The sequence below is a fragment of the Streptomonospora sp. PA3 genome, from assembly GCF_009728995.1.
GTDB lineage: Bacteria > Actinomycetota > Actinomycetes > Streptosporangiales > Streptosporangiaceae > Streptomonospora.
Genome location: NZ_VTZW01000009.1, coordinates 453131 through 472981, shown reverse-complemented (window position 1 = coordinate 472981; position 19851 = coordinate 453131). Strand labels below are relative to the sequence as shown.

21 protein-coding genes and 1 tRNA gene are annotated in these 19851 nt (G+C 70.9%); 13 read left to right on the top strand and 9 right to left on the bottom strand.

Going from position 1 to position 19851, the window contains the following annotated elements; all coding sequences use genetic code 11:
- Positions 1-6: 6 nt before the first annotated feature.
- The 7 genes from FZ103_RS10470 to FZ103_RS10440 all read right to left on the bottom strand — a co-directional run bounded on the left by FZ103_RS10470 (position 7) and on the right by FZ103_RS10440 (position 6064).
- Entirely contained in the window at positions 7-900 is an 894-nt protein-coding gene (locus FZ103_RS10470) for a hypothetical protein (RefSeq protein WP_156000501.1), read from the bottom strand.
- A complete protein-coding gene (locus FZ103_RS10465) occupies positions 900-1763 on the bottom strand; it encodes a type II secretion protein F (protein WP_343233468.1) in 864 nt (287 codons plus the stop codon). Before FZ103_RS10465 ends, FZ103_RS10470 begins: the two co-directional genes overlap by 1 nt.
- Positions 1760-3106, bottom strand: a complete 1347-nt coding sequence (locus tag FZ103_RS10460) for a CpaF family protein (protein ID WP_156000500.1) — start codon at positions 3104-3106, stop codon at positions 1760-1762. Before FZ103_RS10460 ends, FZ103_RS10465 begins: the two co-directional genes overlap by 4 nt.
- On the bottom strand, positions 3103-3900 hold the full coding sequence (locus FZ103_RS10455) for a hypothetical protein (protein WP_156000499.1): 798 nt from the start codon (positions 3898-3900) through the stop codon (positions 3103-3105). Before FZ103_RS10455 ends, FZ103_RS10460 begins: the two co-directional genes overlap by 4 nt.
- Complete coding sequence (locus FZ103_RS10450) at positions 3900-4508, bottom strand: SAF domain-containing protein (RefSeq protein ID WP_186356090.1); 609 nt, start codon at positions 4506-4508, stop codon at positions 3900-3902. The genes FZ103_RS10455 and FZ103_RS10450 overlap by 1 nt, the downstream gene beginning before the upstream one ends.
- A 186-nt stretch (positions 4509-4694) precedes the next feature.
- Positions 4695-5285 carry a hypothetical protein gene (locus tag FZ103_RS10445; RefSeq protein WP_156000497.1) on the bottom strand — a complete coding sequence of 197 codons (591 nt, stop codon included), beginning with the start codon at positions 5283-5285 and terminating at the stop codon, positions 4695-4697.
- Between the two features lie 281 nt (positions 5286-5566).
- On the bottom strand, positions 5567-6064 hold the full coding sequence (locus FZ103_RS10440) for a hypothetical protein (RefSeq protein WP_156000496.1): 498 nt from the start codon (positions 6062-6064) through the stop codon (positions 5567-5569).
- Between the two features lie 170 nt (positions 6065-6234).
- Between FZ103_RS10440 and tgmA the strand changes: the two genes are divergently transcribed.
- From tgmA to FZ103_RS10420, 4 genes are all read left to right on the top strand, one after another.
- Entirely contained in the window at positions 6235-6765 is a 531-nt protein-coding gene (tgmA, locus tag FZ103_RS26035) for a putative ATP-grasp-modified RiPP (RefSeq protein WP_343233467.1), read from the top strand.
- Positions 6766-6767: 2 nt separating this feature from the next.
- On the top strand, positions 6768-7721 hold the full coding sequence (gene tgmB / locus FZ103_RS10430) for an ATP-grasp ribosomal peptide maturase (RefSeq protein ID WP_343233466.1): 954 nt from the start codon (positions 6768-6770) through the stop codon (positions 7719-7721).
- Entirely contained in the window at positions 7718-8872 is a 1155-nt protein-coding gene (gene tgmC / locus FZ103_RS10425; RefSeq protein WP_156000495.1) for an ATP-grasp peptide maturase system methyltransferase, read from the top strand. The genes tgmB and tgmC overlap by 4 nt, the downstream gene beginning before the upstream one ends.
- A 516-nt stretch (positions 8873-9388) precedes the next feature.
- Complete coding sequence (locus FZ103_RS10420; protein WP_156000996.1) at positions 9389-10339, top strand: 1-aminocyclopropane-1-carboxylate deaminase/D-cysteine desulfhydrase; 951 nt, start codon at positions 9389-9391, stop codon at positions 10337-10339.
- Here FZ103_RS10420 and FZ103_RS10415 read toward each other — a convergent pair.
- Both FZ103_RS10415 and FZ103_RS25135 read right to left on the bottom strand, forming a co-directional pair.
- Positions 10299-10372, bottom strand: a tRNA-Ile gene (locus FZ103_RS10415). The genes FZ103_RS10420 and FZ103_RS10415 overlap by 41 nt on opposite strands.
- Positions 10373-10400: 28 nt before the next feature.
- A complete protein-coding gene (locus FZ103_RS25135) occupies positions 10401-11426 on the bottom strand; it encodes a helix-turn-helix domain-containing protein (RefSeq protein WP_222936632.1) in 1026 nt (341 codons plus the stop codon).
- Between the two features lie 172 nt (positions 11427-11598).
- Here FZ103_RS25135 and FZ103_RS10405 point away from each other — a divergent pair, with 172 nt between their 5' ends.
- From FZ103_RS10405 to FZ103_RS10365, 9 genes are all read left to right on the top strand, one after another.
- A complete protein-coding gene (locus FZ103_RS10405; protein ID WP_156000494.1) occupies positions 11599-11913 on the top strand; it encodes a recombinase family protein in 315 nt (104 codons plus the stop codon).
- A 285-nt stretch (positions 11914-12198) separates the two neighbouring features.
- Complete coding sequence (locus FZ103_RS10400) at positions 12199-12495, top strand: hypothetical protein (RefSeq protein ID WP_156000493.1); 297 nt, start codon at positions 12199-12201, stop codon at positions 12493-12495.
- Positions 12496-12648: 153 nt separating this feature from the next.
- On the top strand, positions 12649-13986 hold the full coding sequence (locus FZ103_RS10395) for a cytochrome P450 (RefSeq protein WP_156000492.1): 1338 nt from the start codon (positions 12649-12651) through the stop codon (positions 13984-13986).
- 8 nt (positions 13987-13994) lie between these two features.
- Complete coding sequence (locus FZ103_RS10390) at positions 13995-15107, top strand: cytochrome P450 (RefSeq protein WP_156000491.1); 1113 nt, start codon at positions 13995-13997, stop codon at positions 15105-15107.
- A 78-nt stretch (positions 15108-15185) separates the two neighbouring features.
- Positions 15186-15359 (top strand): hypothetical protein, encoded by a 174-nt coding sequence (locus FZ103_RS10385; protein ID WP_156000490.1) that lies wholly within the window; start codon positions 15186-15188, stop codon positions 15357-15359.
- 35 nt (positions 15360-15394) lie between these two features.
- On the top strand, positions 15395-15814 hold the full coding sequence (locus tag FZ103_RS10380; RefSeq protein ID WP_156000489.1) for a BlaI/MecI/CopY family transcriptional regulator: 420 nt from the start codon (positions 15395-15397) through the stop codon (positions 15812-15814).
- 60 nt (positions 15815-15874) lie between these two features.
- Positions 15875-16699 carry an SAM-dependent methyltransferase gene (locus FZ103_RS10375; RefSeq protein ID WP_156000488.1) on the top strand — a complete coding sequence of 275 codons (825 nt, stop codon included), beginning with the start codon at positions 15875-15877 and terminating at the stop codon, positions 16697-16699.
- Between the two features lie 278 nt (positions 16700-16977).
- Positions 16978-17844, top strand: a complete 867-nt coding sequence (locus FZ103_RS10370) for an endonuclease/exonuclease/phosphatase family protein (protein ID WP_156000487.1) — start codon at positions 16978-16980, stop codon at positions 17842-17844.
- A gap of 27 nt (positions 17845-17871) precedes the next feature.
- Positions 17872-19803, top strand: a complete 1932-nt coding sequence (locus FZ103_RS10365; RefSeq protein WP_156000486.1) for an ABC transporter ATP-binding protein — start codon at positions 17872-17874, stop codon at positions 19801-19803.
- Positions 19804-19851: the final 48 nt, after the last annotated feature.

Sequence of the window (19851 nt, the reverse complement as noted above, 5' to 3'; positions counted from 1 at the left end):
CATTTCTCAGGTGTGCGGGGTGAATCCGGCGGCCACCGACGCCAGGGCGGGGTAGCCGATCAGCAGCAGGAATCCGGCGATCAGCAGCATCACCGGCAGGCTCATCCGCTCGGTGGCGGCCTGGGCGCGCGCCTCGGCGGCCGCGGATTCGCGGGCGCGCAGCGCGCCGGCTTTGGCGGCCAGGGAGGCGCGCACCCGGGCCCCGTCGGTGCCGGCGATGCGCAGCGAGGCGGCGATCTCACCCAGTTCGGCCACGCGGGTGGTGGCGGCCAGGTCGGCCAGGGCTTGCCAGGCCGGGGTCTGGTCCAGGGCGGCGCTGTGCAGGGCGAGGCGGATCCGCAGGAAGGCGCGGGTGGGGCTGGCCGCGGCCGAGCGCGCCAGGGCACCGGAGACGCCGGCGCCCCCGGCCAGGGCGATGACGACCAGGTCGGCCAGCACGCTGGCGGCCGAGGCCAGTTCGGCGCGCTGGGCGGCGGCGTTGGCGCGCACCGCGGCGTCGGGGGCCATCCAGCAGGCCAGGCCGCAGCACAGGCCGCCCGCCAGGGCCGCGGCCGGGGGCAGGTCGGCCAGTGTGGTGGCGGCGGTGCCCAGCAGCAGGGGTGCGCCCGTGGCGGCGGCCGCCGCCACGGCCTTCTCGGCCAGGTAGTCGTGGTGGTCGCGCTCCAGCACCGCCAGGTCGGCGCGGATGCGGCGGGTGGGCAGCCCGAGTGCGGCCATCAGCCCCACACCGGCGCTACCCCACCGCACCAGGACCGGCTGCGGGGCCGCCTGCGGGCCGGTACGGGGCGGGGGCGGGGCGGGCAGGTGGAGGCGCTCGCCCAGGCTGGGGCGGCGCAGCCCCCAGGCCAGGGCGCACAGGCCGGCTCCCACACACGCCCCCGCGACCACAAGCGTCAGCATCAGCCCACCTCCACTGCGGCGGGGCGGGGGGTGAGCAGGCGCCGCCCCAAATCCGGGCGCGACATGCGCTCCAGCCACACCAGCGCGGCGGCCCAGATCGCCCCGGCCGCGCCCAGCACCAGCTGCCCGCCCGGGCCGGCATAGGGGGCGAGGAAGCCCGGATCCAGCAGCAGCAGTCCCAGGGCCAAGGCGATGCTGGTGGCGACGATGATGCGCACCGAGGTGCGCAGCCGCGCCCGGCTGGCGGCGATGCGCTGCAGGGAGGCGGCGCGCTCGCGGGCGGCCTCGGCCATGCGGCCCAGCACCGCGCCCACGTCGCCGGTGTGGCCGGTGTGGGCGTGGGTCAGGGCGATGGCGACCAGGTCGCCGGTGGGCACCGCCACCGCCTCGGCGAAGGCGGCGAAGGCCTCCTCGGGGGTGGTGTCGCGGGCCTGGAGGTCCTGGTGCAGGCGGTGGACCTCGGCGCGGATGGGGTCGGGGGCCAGCGGGGCGGTGGTGGCGATGGCGTGGGAGAGCCCCGAGGCGCCGGCGATCATGTCGCGCAGCATCTCGGTCCAGGCGGCCACCGCCTCGATGCGGGCCACGGCCGCCGCGGTGGCCCGGTCGGGGCCCAGCACCGGCGGCAGCCACCACGCCCCGGCCGCGGCCAGCAGCCCGGCCACCGGCCACCCGGTGGCCACAGCTAACACCAGGCCGGCACCGGCGGCCGGCACCGCCCGGCGGAAGCCGGCCGTGCGGGCGCGCCGCGCCAGCCGCTCGCGGGCCGGCGCCCAGCCCCCTGCGGCGGCCGCGGCGGCCACAAGGAGGAGTCCGGCGGCGATGGCGGCCCCGGCCAGGCCGCGCAGCAGCAGCTCCGGGCTCACCGGCCCCACCCCCAGTCGGCGAGGTCGCCCACCAGGGCGGCCGGGTCGAACCCGGCCCGCTGCAGCGCGGCCGCGGTGGGCGGGCTGGGCGGATCGGCCGGGCGCACCTGCCCGCTCTGGGGGTCGCGGGCATAGATCTCGTTGGAGACCACCTGGGTGCCATCGGCGCCCACGACCTCGCGCACGCTGGTGACCATCCGCCCGGCCTCGGTGTTGGCGATGTGGACGATGAGCGGGGAGGCGGCGGCCATCAGCAGGCAGGAGGCCTCCAGGCTGAGGCGCTCGGCCGCCTGGGCGGTGTAGGCGGCGATCTTGGCAAACACCCCGGCGCTGCTGCTGGCGTGGATGGTGGTCATGGACCCGTCGGTGCCCATGCTCATCGCGTTGAGCACCGCCAGCGTCTCCGGGCCCCGGGTCTCGCCGACGATCACCCGGTCGGGGCTCATGCGCAGGGCCTGGCGCACCAGATCGGCCAGCTCCACGGCGCCGTGGCCCTCGATGTTGGGCGGGCGGCCCTGCAGCGCCACGCATTCGGGGTGGGCCCGGCCCTCATCGAGCCGGTCGAGGTTGAGTTCGAGGGTGTCCTCGATGGTCACCAGCCGCTCGGCGGGATCGATGTGGTCGGCCAGCGCCCGCAGCAGGGTGGTCTTGCCGGCGTTGGTGGCGCCGCTGATGATGAGGTTGCGCCGAGAGCGCACCGCGGCCGCCAGCAGGTCGTGGGCCCGGTCGCAGACCATGCCGGTGCGGCGCAGCCGCGCCAGGCTCAAATGGCTCAGCGGGTGGCGGCGGATGGTGACCGAGGGGCGCCGGGCCAGGGCCACCACCGCGTTCAACCGGGCCCCGCCGGGCAGTTCGACGTTGAGCATGGGCGCCGAGGCGTCCCACCGGCGCTCCCCGGACTCGGCCTCGGCGGCCAGGCGGCGGATGAGGTCCACCAGCGCCTCGTCGGAGTCGGCCAGCGGCGGATGCTCCTGCCGGTGCCCGCCGGTGCGGCGCACCCACACCCGGTCGGCGCCGATGCAGGTGATGTTCTCCACGCTCTCATCGGCCAGCAGCGCCTCCAGCGGCCCCAACCCCGCCACCCGCGCCAGCACCTGGCGGCGCACCTGCTCCTCTGTCGCGGCGGGCATCACCGTCCGACCCTGGGCGAGCTCGTGCTGGGCGCGCTCGTCCAGCAGGGCGGCGACGATCTCTTCGGCGCGCTGGTGCAGGGCGGCCCCGGCCGCCGGCGCGTGCCCGGCCGCCGCATCGGCGCGGGCGGCCTCCTGCAGCCGGCGTGTGGCCTGGGAGGCCAGCATGCGCACCAGCTCGGCGGTGCGATCGGACGACGCCGAAACCGTCATCGGGCACCTCCGGTCGGTTGGGCGGCCGCGGGGCCGCCGGCGATACGTTCGCGCAGCTGCTCCTGGCGCGCCTGGTGCTCGGTGTGGGCGCGCCGGCCCAGCGCGGCGGCGGCGAGCAGCAGCGGCCGGCGCGCCATCCGCTCGGCCCGGCCCAGCCGGCGCCCGGCGATGTAGTCGGCCGCGACCCCATCGCGCGGGATGCGCCCCCACACCTGCAGGCCGGTGTGCTCGGCGATCTCGGCCGTGCTCGCGCCGCCGCCGACCACCGCCAGACCCAGCGGCACGTTGCGGCGCCCGGGCAGAGCGGCCAGGATCTCGGTGCAGTCGGCCAGGCGGCGGATCTGGGCGACCTCGGTGGCCGTCACCACCACGACGGCATCGGTGCGGGCCGCCAGCCACGCCCCCGAGGTGCCCGGCGCCACGCGCCCCAGATCCAGCACGATGGCCGAACGCGGTGGGCGCAGCACCTCCACCGCCTGGGTCAGCTGCCACACGCTGGGCGCCGCCCGGTGCGGGGCGGCCGGCGCCAGCACCGCGGCCACCCCGCCCTGCAGCGGCCGGGTGTGCTCCCACAGCAGGTTGTGGCCCTCCGGGCGGGGCGTGCGGGCCTGGGCGGCCAGCGACACCAGCCCCACCTCGCTGCTGCGGCCACGCCAGGCGGCGACGTCGCCGCCGGCGGCGTCGGCCTCGACCAGGATCGGCTGGTCGGCGGTGGCCTGCCAGGTGGCGGCCAGTCCCAGGGCCAGCGTGGTGGCCCCGGGCGATCCGCCCAGCGAGCAGACACCGATCAGCATCACAGCCCTCCCTCCGCCTGGGAGACCACCGCCAGCCGCAGCCGCTCCTGCCCGGCCGCGCGGGCCACCGCTTCGGCATCGGCCGCATCGACGAGCAGCTCCACCACGGTGGAGGTGCCGGTGGCCGGGTCGGCCTGGCGCACGCGGTGGATGCGCGCCGGCACCGACCGCCCCTCCTCGCCCTGCGCCTCCGCGCTCGCGGGTGGGGCCGTTTGGGTACCCGCGGCCCCGGCTGCGGCCGGGGTGATGATCACCGCGACCGGGCTGCCCTGCTCGGCGGCGCCAGGCAGCACCCCGGGCCCCACGGCCGCCGCGACGATCGCCCGGCCCTCGGGCGGATAGGCCGCCGCCGACCCCAGCATCCCTTCGGTGATCGGGGCGCCTTCGGTCACCGGCACCGCCAGGCGCGAGCCGATGGCCTGCCCCGAGCGGGCATCGACCAACTGAAGACCGCCCGCGGCCCCATCCCAATGCACGATGCGCACGTCCTCCTCGCTCAGCACGTGGCCGGCGGGCAGGTCCCGCGAGGCGGCCAGCACCGCCGTCTGCTCCTGCTGGCCCATGCCGATCGCGACGTTGGCGCCCGCGCCCAGCGCGATCAGCAACACCCCGGCGCTGATCCAGCGCCAGCGGCGCCGCCGCACCGCGCCCAGCCGCGCGGCCTGCGCCCGGGGCGGAGATTCTGTGTTTTTCCGGTCGTCTAAGAGGGTTTTCGTCACCAACACTCGCCCCTTCTGTTGCGCGTCCCCGCTACCGTTGCCGCACCCGGCCGCTTCACCAGCGGCGGTTCGGATTCAGCCTCGAGTCACCACCCCGTGGGACTCGGTGACCACCACCTCCTCCACCGCCCGGGTGGCCAGCGGGTCAAGCTCTCCGCCCCCGCCTTCGCTTGTGGACCACGCCACCTGCCAGACCACCTCCACCGCCACCCGGAACGCCCCACCGGGCGCCCCGGCCGAGGAGCGGGAGAAGGTGTGCCCGCAGTCGGGAGAGGCCTGCTCGGGATCATGCACCGCAGGGTCATAGGGAGTGCCCGGACCCGCGCACTCGATCCGCGCCCCCTCCCCCACCTCCCACACCGCGGTGGTGGGCGTAGCGGTCACCTCCACCCACCCGCCCGGCACCGAAGCCCGCGCACGGACGGGCTCCCACCCCTGGGCATCCACCCACAGCCACGTGGGCACCCCCACCAGCTGGTCGGTATCCAGCGCGGGCGAGCCGCCCATCCGCGGGCGGGGAAGCTCCATCGACGCCCGCTGCGCATAGGCCACCGCCACCGGATCCACCGCCGCACCGCCCGACGACTCCGGCGCCGACCCCGAAGCCAGCGTGGCGCAGTCCTCTCCGTTGGGCTGCCACGCCGGCGCCCCGCTGTCGGTAGGCACCCGGACCCGCTCGGGCACACCACACCCCGCACCACCAGCCGCCGCCTGCCCGCTGCCGTCCCCGGCCGCGGCAACCCCACCGCCGCCCGACTGCGGCCGCGGCCGCCCAGCAGACCCCGAACTCCCCGGCGCCGTCTCCGTCGACCGCGCACTCACATCACACCCCGGACCACCGTTTTCACCGCACGTCCACGAGCTGTAGAAACCGTTGTCGTCGGCGACCGATGTTCCCATCGAGGAGAGAACGAAGAGGCTGGTGAGGAGGGTCAGAGTGCTGCCCCTCAACATGTTTCCGGGCCCCAGTTCCGCATGTCGGTCACCTGCCACGACAATGCGTCGCGGGTAATGGTGGCGTCGATCCGGATGTTTTTCTCATCGGAAGGCGGCGATCCCTCTTCGACCCATTGCGAGCCGTCCTGGCAATCACGGATTTCGACGGCGGTGGGCTCAGCCGAAAGGACCTCGATGTCGTGTGTCGGAGCCCCCTGCAAAGGGCGTTCGATACCTTCCAGCCCTTGGCGCATCAGCTCAGCCGCGTCGCCGGCGGCGTACTTCTCTAGCTCTGCAGGGTCGGTCTCGGCCTCATGGGAGGCCTCCACCACCACATCCCACATGGCCCTGTAGGCCGCGAGGGCCTCTTCTTCCGGGCTGGACGAGGCCGATGGCGCGCCCTGCGGCGCACTCGGTGTCGGCGAAGACGGAGCGTGCGCCGAAGGCGAACTACATGCAGCCACCAGCAACAAGGCACACGCCCCCGCAAAACGCGGCAGGCTGATCACGCGCAACCTTCCCGGTCGTGACTAACCCTGTTCGAAGAGTGACATTAACAAGGGGAACCACGGGATCCAAGAGGTTTTCGGATACGCCCGAGACCTATTGCGGCCGCGATCTGGGTGTCGACCGCGTTTCCAAAGGTCACAGCGGAGGTCCACCGAAAAATGATCACCTGATGACTGTCGGAGGCGACACTAGCGGCCCAGCCGGGCGAGCAACCAATTGCGCTACCCCAAGCCCTGGTCTCCCCCTCAGATCCGATTCGCACCGGTGCGCCACAAATGGCGCCTATGCCTGCCTCACGTCCGCACCAGGCGCTACAGCAGGCGCGATACCGCCGAAATGCGCAGCTCGAGGCGCTCCGCCTTTTGTCCGAGAGACACACAAGCCCGTGTCGTTTCTCGACTCGCCCCCGCCTCTGCCAGGAAGGTGCCCAATGAAAAGGAACCCGCAGGATTTGCGCCCGTGGGGACTCGGCCGCATGGCCCCATACCCGCCCTCCGAGCCGCTGCCCTACGCTCACGCGGAACTGGATCCTCATACGCAGACAGGACGCTACTTCGACGCTTCCGGCCGCCCCCTCGAAGCCGGCAAACACGGCACCAACGTCTCCCAGCAGACCCAATCCCAGACCCCGGTCGGCGGCGACGGTTCGGGCCCCGGAGCGACCCGCACCGACACCACCACCGACTATGTCCAGGACTGACTGTGGACGGGGTCGTCCTGGTCGTCACCGCCTCCGACGACCCTGCCGCCGACCTGGTCGTGGACGTGCTCAATGAACGCCGCGTGCCCCTGGTCCGGCTCGACCCGGACGACTTCCCCCACTCCCTCGATCTGGCTGCGGAGCTGGGCCCTCGCGGACTCGGCGGGACCGTGACCCCCGCCCACACTGAGCTCCCTGCAGACAACGTGCGGTCGGTGTACTGGCGCCGCCCCTCTGCCTACACCGCCCCACCGGGGATGGACGACCAGGACGCCCGATGGGTGATCGACCAGTCTCGGTGGGGGCTGGGAGGCGTCTTGGCGTGCCTGCCCGGCGCCCTTTACCTCAACCATCCCTGGCGCAACCGCGACGCCGAGTCCAAGCCCGCTCAGCTCGCCGGGGCCTCTGCCTGCGGGCTGGCGATCCCCCCGACCCTGATCACGAATCAGCCCGACCGCGCACGCGCCTTCGCCCGCCACCACGCCCCCATCGTCTACAAGCCGCTGTGGCCCAGCCGGTACCACGCCCCCGACGGCACCGGCCGCGCGATCTGGGTGCGCCCCGTGGACCCCAGCGAACTCGACGCCTCGGTCGCCGGCGCGGCCCACCTGTTCCAGGCCTGCGTCGACAAGGACGCCGACATCCGCCTCACCGCCGTAGGAGACCGGGCCTTCGCCGTGCGCATCGACGGCGCGCCGGTCCTGGACTGGCGCGAGGACTACTCCCGCCTCACCTACACCCCCGTGGCCACGCCCAAGCCGGTCGTCGAAGCCGTGCGCGCATACCTGGCCCGGTTCAACCTGTCCTTCGGCGTCTTCGACTTCGCACTCGACCGCACCGGGCAGTGGATCTTCCTGGAATGCAACCCCAACGGCCAGTGGTCGTGGTTTCCTGACCACATCACCGCACCCATCACCCACGCCCTGGCCGACCTGCTGCAGAAGGGCCGGAGATGACCACCAGCGATGCCGCGGCTCTGCGCAGGGAGCTGGCCGACCGCCTCGCCGCAGAGGGCTTGCTGCGCTCCCCGTCTTGGCGTGCGGCGGTGGAAGCGGTCCCGCGCGAACTGTTCCTCGGCCAGGCCGTCTTCCGGTTCGAGACCGACGAGACCAAGCCGCCGTGGACGCCGGTGCGTCGCAGCGACGCCGATGAGCCGGCCTGGCTGGCCATGGCCTACGCCGACCGGACCTGGGTGACGCAGGTGGAAGATGTCCCGGCCGACCGAGCCGAGGGGCCATTGGACGGCGCCCCCACATCCTCCTCCTCGCTGCCGGGACTCGTGGTGGGGATGTTAGAAGACCTCGACGTACACGAGGGCCACAGCGTGCTGGAGATCGCCACCGGAACCGGCTATTCGACCGCGCTGCTATGCCACCGGCTGGGTGCCGAGGCGGTTACCTCCGTCGAGATCGATCCCCGCGTCGCCGAGCGCGCCCGCCGCGCCTTGCATGCGATCGGGCAGCATCCCCGCCTTGTGGTCGGCGACGGCTTCGGCGGTGCCGACACCGGGGCCGACTACGACCGCATCATCGCCACCTGCTCCTGGCGCTACCTCCCCCAGCCCTGGCTCTACCAGGTCGATACCGGAGCCAAGATCCTGCTGACGCTATCGGGGTGGATGGACGCCAACGCACAGGTGATGCTGGAAGTCGACGAGGCAGGAACCGCCCAGGGCCGGTTCCTGCCCGGCTACCGGTCTTTCATGATGGCCAGGTCCCACCAACCCCCGCCCCACGGCCCGGTGTTCTTCCCCCCAGGCGCCGACGAGCATCCCACCGATGTGGGGCCGGAACTACTCGACGACTGGACGGGCCGGTTCCTGGCCCAGCTCGCCGCGCCCGCCGCTCAACACATCGGAAACGCCGCCGAGACCCTGCTGTGGGATGTGGTTACTGGCTCCCAGGCGCGGGTGCGCGCCGACGCCCAGGGCCCGCGTGTGGCCCAGCACGGACCCGTGCGGCTGTGGGACGCCGTCGAGGAAGCTGCCGCCGCCTGGCGCTCCGCCGGCCGACCGCACATCTCGGCCTTCGGCATGACCGCAACCCCCAGCGAGCAACGCGTTTGGCTGGGGTCGCCGGAGGGGCCCACCTGGCGCCTTCCCGTGTGAGCACGGCATCGCCATGGGTCAGCCCATTGGCGCTCAGGGATAGCACGATGCCGTTGACGCCGTTCAGGCGGCGAGGTTTTGTTGGCCCCATGCGACCTTTTATGGCCATCCCCTCGGCGTCGACTGCGGTTTTGCAGTCAACGCATCCGAACCAGGAATGATCTTGGTGGGAGCCAAAACAGGGGACTAATGTTATACAACCAGGCTGCAAGCGATCAGCACGGTGACCTGCGAATTGAAGATGCCTCTGGGCGGCGGCCGCGGTAGCGGACCGATGATGGCGGTCGACTATAAGCAGCGGCTGGGAGTCCGGTGTGAAGGGCAGCACTACAGATCGGCGGATACGTTCGGGCGCATCCGGGGAGTTGAGCATCTACGGACGCCTGCGCTTGTTTACGCCGAAGGCGGCCGTCGCAGTGGCCGGCCGGGAGCGCGCGCCCCGTCACACGAGGCGAGCTTGGTTCGCCGCTGTGATCGGGCTTGGGCGCGGTGGGCAGACCACTCTAGAGTTGGACCATGATCCGAAGCGCGGAAGCCCAAGGCGGATTGCCCTCCCCGCTTACCGTTCTGGAAGACGAGCGGCTCGGCGTCCGCGGCATCCGGTTGCTACTCAAACGCGAGGACCTTATCCATCCCGAAGTCCCCGGCAACAAATGGCGAAAGCTGAGGTTGAACCTCGCCGATGCCGCACGCGGGGACCACACGACTCTGCTGACGTTCGGGGGTGCCTACTCGAACCACCTTCGGGCTGTCGCTGCCGCGGGGAGGATGGCGGGGATGGCCACCATCGGAGTGGTACGGGGAGAGGAACTCGGCGACAAGCCCTTGAACTGGTCCCTCAAATCGGCCGCAGCCAACGGCATGCATCTCGTGTTCATGGACCGGGCCACCTACCGCCGCAAACACTCCGCCCAGGTCTTGGACCGACTGCGCGCCGAACACGGCGACGTCTACGTCATACCTGAGGGCGGGTCGAACGCTGCGGGAGTCCTCGGAGCCATGGACACCCCCGGCGAGATCACCGAATCCTATGACGTGATCTGCTGCCCGGTGGGAACCGGTGGCACTCTCGCCGGCGTGGCCGCTGGCGCCCGCTCCGGTGCCCTTGCCATCGGCTTCAGCGCCCTCAAAGGTGGCGAGCCGCTCGCGAAGGACGTCGCTCGCCTGCAAGCCGAGGCAGGGGTTCCAACAGGCAACTGGCGCATTGAGACCCGGTACCATTTCGGCGGATTCGCCAAGCGACCGCCGGAGTTGGCCGAGTTCGCCGCAGACTTCGAACGAAGACACGGCATTGTGCTGGAGCGGATCTACGTGGCGAAGATGCTCGCTGGCCTCTTCGACATGGCTGCCCAGCGGGAGGTGCCAGCGGGTACTACCGTCGTCGCCGTGGTGACCGGTCCCGCTGAGGACCCGCATGACGGAGCAGTGGGGCGGGTGGGACTTGAACCCACGACCCACGGATTATGAGTCCGCTGCTCTTACCGGCTGAGCTACCGCCCCGCACGAGAGAGTAGCGGCCGTGTGCTCGTCACACCCTCAGGTGGTACTCACGAACCTTACGCGCCGAGCTCGCGTGGTCGACCCAGACGATCTCCCACTCCCCTGTGTTGATCCGAAAGTTCTTTCCGAACCCGACCCACTTGCCGGCCATGTCACTCCGCATCGGGCTGATGAGCATCTGCAGCGTGCCCTGGTAGAGCGCACCGCGGTAATACCCGCTCGGAGACGTACGCTCCGACCAGTGCCCCCCAACCACCGCGCCGTCGATCGTCAAGTCGAGTTCCAGCCGCGACCCCGTGGTGTGGGGCAAGCTCTGCCCGCGCAGGGAGGTGCCAGTCTGGCGGAGCACTATGTAATGCTCCCCCGCGAACTCGGCCTCCCGCTTGTTCGAGTAGTACAGGTAACGACTGTGCCAGATCCCTGTGTAATCCGGTATTCCGGGCGTCGGCGCCTCCGGAATCGCGGACTCGTCCTCTGGCAGGCTCGCGGCCAACGACAACCCGGCACTCACTTTGAGGAAGAAGGATCGCAGGTCGACCTCTGCTCCGAGTCGGAGTGACCATTCGCGGGCGGTTCGCGCAATATCAGTGACGTCCATCCTTTGCGTGTGCTCAGCCAGCTCCGCCAGGCGCTGGTGCCGTGAATCGCTTGCGGCCAGCGCCGCCAGTTCGTCGCTGTCAACCCGGGCGCGGTGAGCAGTATCGGCGTCGCGATGGTCGCCGATATCCGCCACCAGGTCAGCAACAGCGCACTGGTACAACTCCGACAGCCGGGCTAGCACGTCAACCGAGGGAGCGTGCCCGGTCGCCGCCGGCCACTGCTCCCAGTAAGACACCTGCTTGTCGGTCTTCGGCTCCGCTGGCCACCGTTGGTTCCACTGTTCGGCAACCTGGCGCTGGCTCCAGCCGTGGGCGAGGCGCATCGCAACACGCGGGTTCACTCGGTAGTCGCTCTGGATATGCCGGGCTACCTCCGGCCACGTCCGCCCCTGTTGGCGCAGCCGGCGGACCAGCTCCTGCTGCTTCTTACGAAGACTCTGCCTCCGTGCGGCCATTCAATCCTCACTCGGCTTTCGGGGAACGTCACGGTAGTCCACCGGCACATTGTGGCAAACCTCCCAACCGCGTTGGGAGAGATGGCGGCCCAGCTTCACATCTGCGATGGGTGGGATTTCGGCCATGCCTCCTTCAAAGTGGTTACACCTGCCATCCCCGAGGAGCGCGGACATGGTCACCCGAACGGCTGTCGGATATATGCGGCCCGCTAATGGCGACGGCGCGTCGCTGGACTCAGCGATGCGGGAATACGCCGAGGCGCACGGTTACGTACTCCTGGGTGTATTTGTCGAGGATTTCGACAGCGCCAACAGCGGATTCTCACATCTGATGAACCGACTGGAGACGCTTGACGACGCCGTGGTAATCGTTCCTAACCTCGGCCACCTGGCCAGCATGAAGAGTCTCCAGGAAGCCGTACGCCAGGTCATTGAAGACCGGCACACGTTGGTGGTCATGTACCCCGCGACTAGCCAGACGTCATAGCTGACGTTTACTCGCATTGCGTTCCCGAAGTCCGTGGAAAAATGGGAGAGCAAAAACGTGAGCAAAGCCGACGCCCTAGAAACGCATGCCGACGATACGGGTACTGAAATGGCGCCTGCCTATAAATCTTGTGAAGACCCGGGCCCAACCACGGGTTGGAAGCCGGCCAGGGCCCAGAGCTCGAATCGAGTATGCCGTCGACGGTCCTGGCCGCCGGCCTCCCATGAGTCCCGTGCTCTGGAGCAGCTACGGGCGGATCACCCCGACCGCGTCATCTCCTGGAGCGTGGCGACACCTGGCCACCGCGGCGGATGGCTCTCCCTCAGCTTCGCCCTGACCGACCCGGCCTTCCAGGAAATCGGGCTTTCACACGCCGTTTGGGCGCCCACCGCCGACCAGCTCGCCGAGCGTATCGCCGCCCAGGATGCCCTGGCCGCCGGCGTGGCCACGGCGATGAGCCTGCACCCACCCGCCCACGGCAGCGCCGACCCGCTTGCCGACGTGCGCGCCGAACTCGCACCGCTGGCCCGCGACGTCGCCGTGCGAGTCCTGTGCCAACGCGCCGGGATCTACACGAGCTGACACGCCCCCGGTCCGTCACGCACACCGTCGCGCGCACCTTCGATCACCCAAAGCACCGAAACCAAAACACACAGCCGCGAATGCGAGCGGCTTGCGGCGCCCCGCCCCCGCGCGGGGCACCTCCTTCGCCCCCTGAACCCACCGGAACTTCCGATGACCCATGGACCTGCCACGCCGCGTCTCATCCGACTCGACGACCCCGCCGTACTGAGAGACCCCGACCCCGTCTGGGACGACCTGCTGGCCACCTATCCCAAGGGCCTGGCCCCCGTGCTGCTGGAAGAGGGGGTGCCGGCGTATCTGATGCTGACCTGGCCCATCCACCGACAGGTCCTGTCCGATCCCCAGGCCTACAGCCGCGACGTCACCTACTGGCGCGACTGGCACAACGGCGTTCTGCCCCCCGACTCGCCGCTGCGGCCCATGTTCGCGCGCCGTCAGAACCCCCTGTGCGTCGACGGTGAGGAGCACGCCCACTACCGCGCTGTCCTGTCCGAGGCTCTGCACCGGATGCGCAGTGAGCACGTCACCAGCCAGATCCACGAAATCGCCGACCGCCTCGTCGACTCCTTCTGCGGCGACGGTGAGGCTGACCTGGTAGGCCGCTATGCCGCGGTCCTCCCGCTGATCGCGCTGTGCCGCATGCTCGGCATGTCCGAGTCCGACGGAGTGCTGATGTGCACGACCATGGCCCGGATCTGGCGCGGCGACGACGGCCAGTGCGCCTACGTCCAGTTCGAAGAGTTGATGCGGCGCCTGGTCACCCAGCGCCGCGCCGCCCCCGCCGCCGATCTCGCTTCCGAACTGATCGCGCAGGGGCTGAGCGACCAGCAGGTCCTCGACCACCTGACCCTGGTCATCGCCGCCGGGCACGAACCCGTGTGCAGGCTGATCACCACCGCACTGCGGATGGTTCTCACCGACCGCAACGCGCGGGTGAGCATGGGCTCCACCTGGCTGATCAGCCAGACCATCAACCGGTGCCTGTGGAAGCACCCGCCGCTTCCCCACCTGGTCGGGCGCTATGCCACCCGCAACACCGACCTGGGCGGCTACCCGATCCGCGCCGGCGACTGCCTCGTCTTGGGGTTCGGGCCGACCCAGCGCCAGATGATCACGACCTCCCCGCGGCTCGACACCGGAGACAACCGCTCCCACCTCGTTTTCGGCGGCGGTTCCCACCGCTGCCCCGAACGCGGCCGCGACCTGTCGCTGTGGCTGGCCGAGATCGGGCTGGTCCGCATTCTCGACCGCCTGCCCGACCTTTCCCTGATCGACGCCCCCGACGGTGTGGCCGGCTCGGCGCCCACTCTCAGCGCCGGGCTGGCCTCGCTTCCCGCCCGCTTCACCCCCGCCCCGCGCCGCTACGAAGGAGAACCGTGGAACCTGCAACCGCCGTCCCCGTCGACGCCGCCGACCTCGACCGCGAGCACACAGCCGCCGCACTCCACCAGGCTGGCCCGGTTGTTCGCGTGGATCTTCGGGGGCTAGAAGTCCCCGTGCTGGCCGTAACCCGCGACGCCGAGTTGCGCCAGGTGCTGGCCGACAAAAGCGACACGTTCGTGCGCGGCAACGCCGCGGCCAACTGGTGGGCGCTGCGCGAGGGTCGCGTGGATCCCGCCAGCTCGCTGGTGATCCTTTTGACCCAGGTCGGCAGTCTCCTCGCCAAGCACGGGCCCGAGCACACCCGCTGTCGCGCCCCGCTGCAGCGCCACTTCACCCCCAAACGGGTGCGGGCCCTGGAGCCGCGGGTGTCCTCGCTGGCCGCACGCCTACTCGACGACCTCGACGGGCACGACACGGTCGACCTGAAGGAGTCTTACGCCTGGCCGCTGACAGTAGGAGTGCTCACCGGGCTGCTCGGGGTCGAGGACACCGACGCGCCCGTGCTGGGCGACATCGCCCGCCGCCTGTTCGAACTTCAGGACCCCGGGGTCTACAGCGACGCCTACGCCTTCATCGGCGGCCTCATCGAGCACAAGCGCACCCGCCCGGGCGATGACCTGGTCAGCGCTCTGGTGATCGACCACGGCCCTGGCCCGATCACCGGTCAGGCCCACGCGGAGCTGTCCCACAACTTGTTCTTGCTGGTCATCGCCGGGTTCGAGACAACCATGGGCGCCCTGACCAACGGGATCCAGGCGCTGCTGAACCACCCCGACCAGCTCGCAGTGCTGCAAAAGGGAGCTGTGCCCTGGCAGGAGGGCATCGAGGAGATCCTGCGCCGCTACTCCTCGGTCAGCCTGCTGCCCGCCGTCTACACCACCCGCGACACCACCCTGGGCGGTTGCGACATCGGCGAAGGCGAACTGCTCCTCCTGGCTTATGCCGCCGCCGCCCGCGACCCCGGCGCGTGGGAGCAGCCCGAGGTCTTCGACGTCGCCCGCGGCAGCCGCGGCCACCTTGCCTTCGGCCACGGCCCCCACTTCTGCCTGGGCGCCCCACTGGCCCGGCTGGAATTGGAAGTGGGCCTGCGGTCGCTGTTCACCCGCTACCCCCGCCTATCCCTGGCTCCCGGCCACGAGGCCGGCGCCGCGCCGGTGGCCAGTTGGATGATGCACCACCCCCGGCGCCTGCGGGCCTGCCCGGGCGCCTCCAGGCTCCCCGAGTGACGAGATGGGATGCACTCCGATGTACACCAGCACGCCCGCTCCTCTGCCCACGCGATGCGCCCGGGAGGTGCCGTGAGCATGTCAGCCGCCGTGACCGCCGCCGTGGTCATCGGTGTCGTCGTCATCGGCGCGTTCGCGGGACGCCCCCGCCATGACGGCGCCGACAAAGCCGCCTGGGCCGTGGTCTTCTTCGCCAGCGCCGTCGTGGTGGGCACCATCCTCGCCCTGATCCAGCAGGCCGGCCGGTTGTAACGGGACTGTGGCCATCCCGCCGAGGAAGGACAGCGATGAGGCTTTTCGGCCAACTGGAGGCCGCCATCATGGACACGCTGTGGCGCGCCGAGCGCCCGCTAGCCGTGCGTGAAGTCCGCGAGTCGATGAACTATGAACGCGATGTCGCCTACTCGACCGTCATGACCGTGGCCACCATCCTCCACCACAAGGGGCTGCTCGAGCGGGAGATGGACGGGCGGGTGTGGCTGTATTGGCCGCGGCACTCCCGCGCGGAGCACACCGCCCTGGTGATGAGCGAGGTCTTCAGCAGCTGCGGCGATCGCCGCAGCTGCCTGCGCCGGTTCATCGAAACCGTCAGCGAGCACGACATTGCCCTGCTGAGCGAGGAGATAGCACGTCGCCAGCGCTCGATGAGCCGCTCACAGCCCGACCAGCACCCCATGGCCGCCAAGCGCGAACCCATCCGACCCTGACCCCGCCCCGGCGCCCGCAGGGGCCGCGGCCCACCCGCACCCACGACCAGCGAGATTGCCATGACAGGCTTCTATTGCCCGCCCCCGCCCGACGTCGACACCGCCGTTCCCAGCGCCGCCCGCCTCTACGATTTCTATTTGGGCGGCAAGGACAACTACGCCGCCGACCGCCACGCCGGCGGACAACTGCTGGAGCGCGTCCCCGAACTGCGCAGCATGGCCCGAGCCAACCGCATGTGGCTGCGCCGCGTCGTGCGCTACCTGACCGCCGAGGCGGGCATCCGCCAGTTCATTGACATCGGATCCGGACTGCCCACCCAGGACAACGTCCACCAGGTCGCCCAACGCCACGCCCCCGGCGCCCACATCGTCTACGTCGACAACGACCCCATCGTCGGCCGCCACGCCGAAGCGCTGCTGGCCGAAGACCCGGCTACCACAACCGTCGTCCAAGCCGACCTGCGCCACCCACAAACCATCCTCGACCACCCCGACACCCGCGCACTGATCGACTTCACCCAACCCGTGGCGATCCTGCTCATCGCGGTACTGCACTTCCTCACCGACGAGCACCGCCCCTACGAGGTCGTGCGCACGCTGCGCCGATCCCTGTGCCCGGGCTCCTACATGGCGATCTCCCATGTGGAGAACGAGACCCGCCCCGACGGCGCCGCCTTCATCGAGGAAGTCTACGCCCGCTCCTCAGCCCCCGCCCAGACCCGCAACCACGCCGAGATCGCCGCGTTTTTCGACGGACTCGACCTGGTCGAACCCGGGGTGGTACCGGTCGCCGACTGGCGCCGCGATTTCAGCGAGACCTACTGGCCACCTGAACAGGCCTGGGGCGACGCCGGGCTCGGACGCGTCCCTGTGATGTCAGTATGAGGCGCGCTGAGCCGACCCGGTTTGGAACCGCCCGAGGAAACGTGCACGCGTCGCGCGAGGCCCGGCGCTCCGGTCTCAGCCCCTGACAGGGCGGGCTGAGCCACGGCCGAGGCCGGGGACCCGCAGGGGAGCGCCGCCGATGAGGCGCGCCGCATCGGCTCAACCGACCCAGCCGAGCACGAACAGGCGCTGGGCGATCTCAGAGGCCTTCTTCCGATCATGCGGCGCCTCGCGCGCCATGACCACCAACACCAGCAGCAGTAGGACGGGGACGAGCGATGACGGCTTTGACGATCATGTCGCAGAACCTCAAGCACGGCGGCATCGGCGACGGCGAGGGAAACCCCGAGGACCGCTGGCCCCGACTCGCCGAGACCATCACCGCCGTCCGGCCCGACATCCTGTGTCTGCAGGAATGTCACGGCTGGTCCGACCACCTCCACCATCAGACCTACCGGGCCGAGAAGGACCTGGGCATGCGCTTGGCCGGGCTTGCTCCGGGGCGCTGCGGCGGCGGCAACGCCGTCTTCTACCGGCCCTCGCCCCACCTGGCCCAGTGCGGGTGGGCCGACGCCTATGCCCAGGAGCTCTACACCGGCCTAGGCATCGCCCTGTTCCACGTGGCGGGTCTGCCCGCCCGGTTGGCGGTGGCCAGCACCCATCTGACGACCACCAGCGCGGAGGCCGCCCTCGACGAGGCGATGCGGGTCGAAGACCGCGTCTGCCGCTACGGCGGCTACGGGGTGATGATCGGCGACATCAACGCCCACCCGCTGCACGACGGCGGCCGCGCGCCGGATCCGGCCACCATCAAGCAGCGCGATCGCGCCTGCCGCTACGACGAGAACGAGCAGCCCGATCGGCGCGTGGCCCGTCGCCTGCACCGGGCCGGGCTGGTCGATGCCGCCGACCACCTGGCCACCCGGTCACACAACTACGACCTCTACGCACCCACCGGGCAGGGAAGGATCCGAGTCGACCAGGCCTGGCTCAGCCCGCCCCTGGCCAGCCTGCTGACCGGCTACGAGCGCATCCCCACCGCCAGCGACCACGACGCGATCACCATCACGCTCGCCCTGCCCACGCAGATCACGCTGTATCCGCCCGCTGAGGCCGCCTCACTGTCAGCCGCCCGTGCCCGCTGAGGTCGACCTCTCGTGTCTTGGAGTGCTATGAAACGGCGCCGCCCACGCCGCCCCGCCCCGACCACCCCCGCCGGACTGCCCGAACTGGCCGCCAGCCGCTACCACCCCTGGTTCTCCGACCTCCAGGGGCTGTCGCTGTGGCGCATGCTCACCCGCCTGCCCGCCCTCATCACCACCGCCCTGCGCTGGAGCTGGAAGGCCAGTCCCCGCGACACCGTCCTGACCATCGGGCTCAACGTCGCCGCCGGCGCCTTCTCCGCCGTCGTCCTCACCGCGGTCGTCGGCATCCTGCAAGGTCTCTTCGCCGAAGGCCCCACCCCCCAGCGGCTCCAAGCGGCTCTGCCCTCGCTGCTGCTGGCCGGCGCGGCCATGGTCACCCGCGCCGCCTTGCGGTCCGCGGCGATCTGGGCCCAAGGACGGCTCACCCCGATGGTGGAGCGGGCCGTGGAGGTCGAACTGGTCTCGCTGACCACCGCCACCCGCCTGGAGGCCTTCGACGACTCCGACTGGTGCGACCAGATCCACCGCGCCCGCACCCTGGGCACCTACGAAGCCGGGCGCATCACCGGCCACGCCGCCGACATCGCCACCGAACTCGTCAGCCTGCTGGCCGTGGCCACCGTCGTCACCGTGCTCCACCCCGTCCTGCTGCCGCTACTGGCACTGACCGTCGCGCCCGTGGGCTGGGCCGCGGTGCGCTCGGCGCGGATGCGCTATGAGCGCATGCGGGCGCTGAGCACCTCCAACCGGCTGCTGTACATGTACACCCACGCCATGACCGAACGCGACTCCGCGGCCGAACTGCGGGCCTACGCGATGCGGCCCATGCTCTTGGAAGAGTTCGCCCGCATCTCCGACCACGTCCGCGATGCGCTGCTGGCCGTGGTGAGCCGTCAGAGCGGCTTGCGCGCCGTGGGCGACGTGCTGGGCGGAATCGCGACCCTGGCCACCTACGCCGCCCTGGTCGCTCTCCTATTGGCCGGGCTGATGCCGCTGGCGGTGGCCGGCGCCGCCTACCTCGCCCTGGGCCAAGGCAAAGCCGCTCTGGACCGGCTCATGAGCGCCGTCAACTCCTGCTACGAATCCGGGCTGTACCTGTCCGATCTGCTGGAAGCCTTCACCGAAGCCCGCCGCCGCACCCCCGCCACCACCGCAGGCACGAAGCCGGAGCCGCTGGAGAAGCTGCGAGTGAAAGGGGTCAGCTTCGCCTACCCCGGCGCGCAGACCAACGCGCTGACCGATGTAACCATCACCGTCGGACGCGGACAGGTCGTGGCCCTGGTCGGAGAGAACGGCTCGGGCAAGTCCACCCTGGCCACCCTCATCTCCGGGCTTTATGCCCCCGACGCCGGGACCATCACCTGGAACGGCACCGACATCACCGACCTGGACCCGACCGGCCTGCACGCCCGCATCGGGCTGATCCGCCAGCAGTACCAGCAGTGGCCCTTCTCCGCCGAACGCAACATCACCATGGCCGCCCCCGAGGACACCGACCCCGACCGCCTGCAGCGGGCGCTGCGCCTCAGCGGAGGAGACCAGGTCGTGGCCGACCTCGCCCTGGGCCTGAACACGCCCTTGGACACCCGGTTCAAAGACGGCGAGGACCTCTCCGGCGGACAGCGCCAGCGCATCGCCGCCGCCCGCGGCCTCTACCCCCACGCCGACCTGGTCATCGCCGACGAGCCCACCGCCGCGCTGGACGCCCGCGCCGAAGAACGCCTGTTCGCCACCTTCCAGGCCGCCGCCGAAGGCGCCGCGGTCCTGCTGATCACCCACCGCCTGGCCAGCACCCGCACCGCCGACTGGATCTACGTGCTCGATCACGGCCGCGTGGTCGAACAGGGCACCCACACCGACCTGATCGCCACCGGCGGGCTCTATGCCGAGCTGTATGGCATCCAAGCCGCCGCCTACAACGGAGGCGCTGTGCACCGGCGCCCCGAAGAAGTCCCCTAACCCACCATGCGGCCGCGCGCATACCGCGACGCCCCGACTATCGGGATC

Coding starts and splice junctions, on each gene's coding strand:
- FZ103_RS10470 (WP_156000501.1), bottom strand. CDS start 900: ATGCTGACGCTTGTGGTCGCGGGGGCGTGTGTGGGAGCCGGCCTGTGC.
- FZ103_RS10460 (WP_156000500.1), bottom strand. CDS start 3,106: ATGACGGTTTCGGCGTCGTCCGATCGCACCGCCGAGCTGGTGCGCATG.
- FZ103_RS10455 (WP_156000499.1), bottom strand. CDS start 3,900: ATGCTGATCGGTGTCTGCTCGCTGGGCGGATCGCCCGGGGCCACCACG.
- tgmA (WP_343233467.1), top strand. CDS start 6,235: ATGACTGTCGGAGGCGACACTAGCGGCCCAGCCGGGCGAGCAACCAAT.
- tgmC (WP_156000495.1), top strand. CDS start 7,718: ATGACCACCAGCGATGCCGCGGCTCTGCGCAGGGAGCTGGCCGACCGC.
- FZ103_RS10420 (WP_156000996.1), top strand. CDS start 9,389: ATGATCCGAAGCGCGGAAGCCCAAGGCGGATTGCCCTCCCCGCTTACC.
- FZ103_RS25135 (WP_222936632.1), bottom strand. CDS start 11,426: ATGGCCGCACGGAGGCAGAGTCTTCGTAAGAAGCAGCAGGAGCTGGTC.
- FZ103_RS10405 (WP_156000494.1), top strand. CDS start 11,599: ATGGTCACCCGAACGGCTGTCGGATATATGCGGCCCGCTAATGGCGAC.
- FZ103_RS10395 (WP_156000492.1), top strand. CDS start 12,649: ATGACCCATGGACCTGCCACGCCGCGTCTCATCCGACTCGACGACCCC.
- FZ103_RS10385 (WP_156000490.1), top strand. CDS start 15,186: ATGTCAGCCGCCGTGACCGCCGCCGTGGTCATCGGTGTCGTCGTCATC.
- FZ103_RS10380 (WP_156000489.1), top strand. CDS start 15,395: ATGAGGCTTTTCGGCCAACTGGAGGCCGCCATCATGGACACGCTGTGG.
- FZ103_RS10375 (WP_156000488.1), top strand. CDS start 15,875: ATGACAGGCTTCTATTGCCCGCCCCCGCCCGACGTCGACACCGCCGTT.
- FZ103_RS10370 (WP_156000487.1), top strand. CDS start 16,978: ATGACGGCTTTGACGATCATGTCGCAGAACCTCAAGCACGGCGGCATC.
- FZ103_RS10365 (WP_156000486.1), top strand. CDS start 17,872: ATGAAACGGCGCCGCCCACGCCGCCCCGCCCCGACCACCCCCGCCGGA.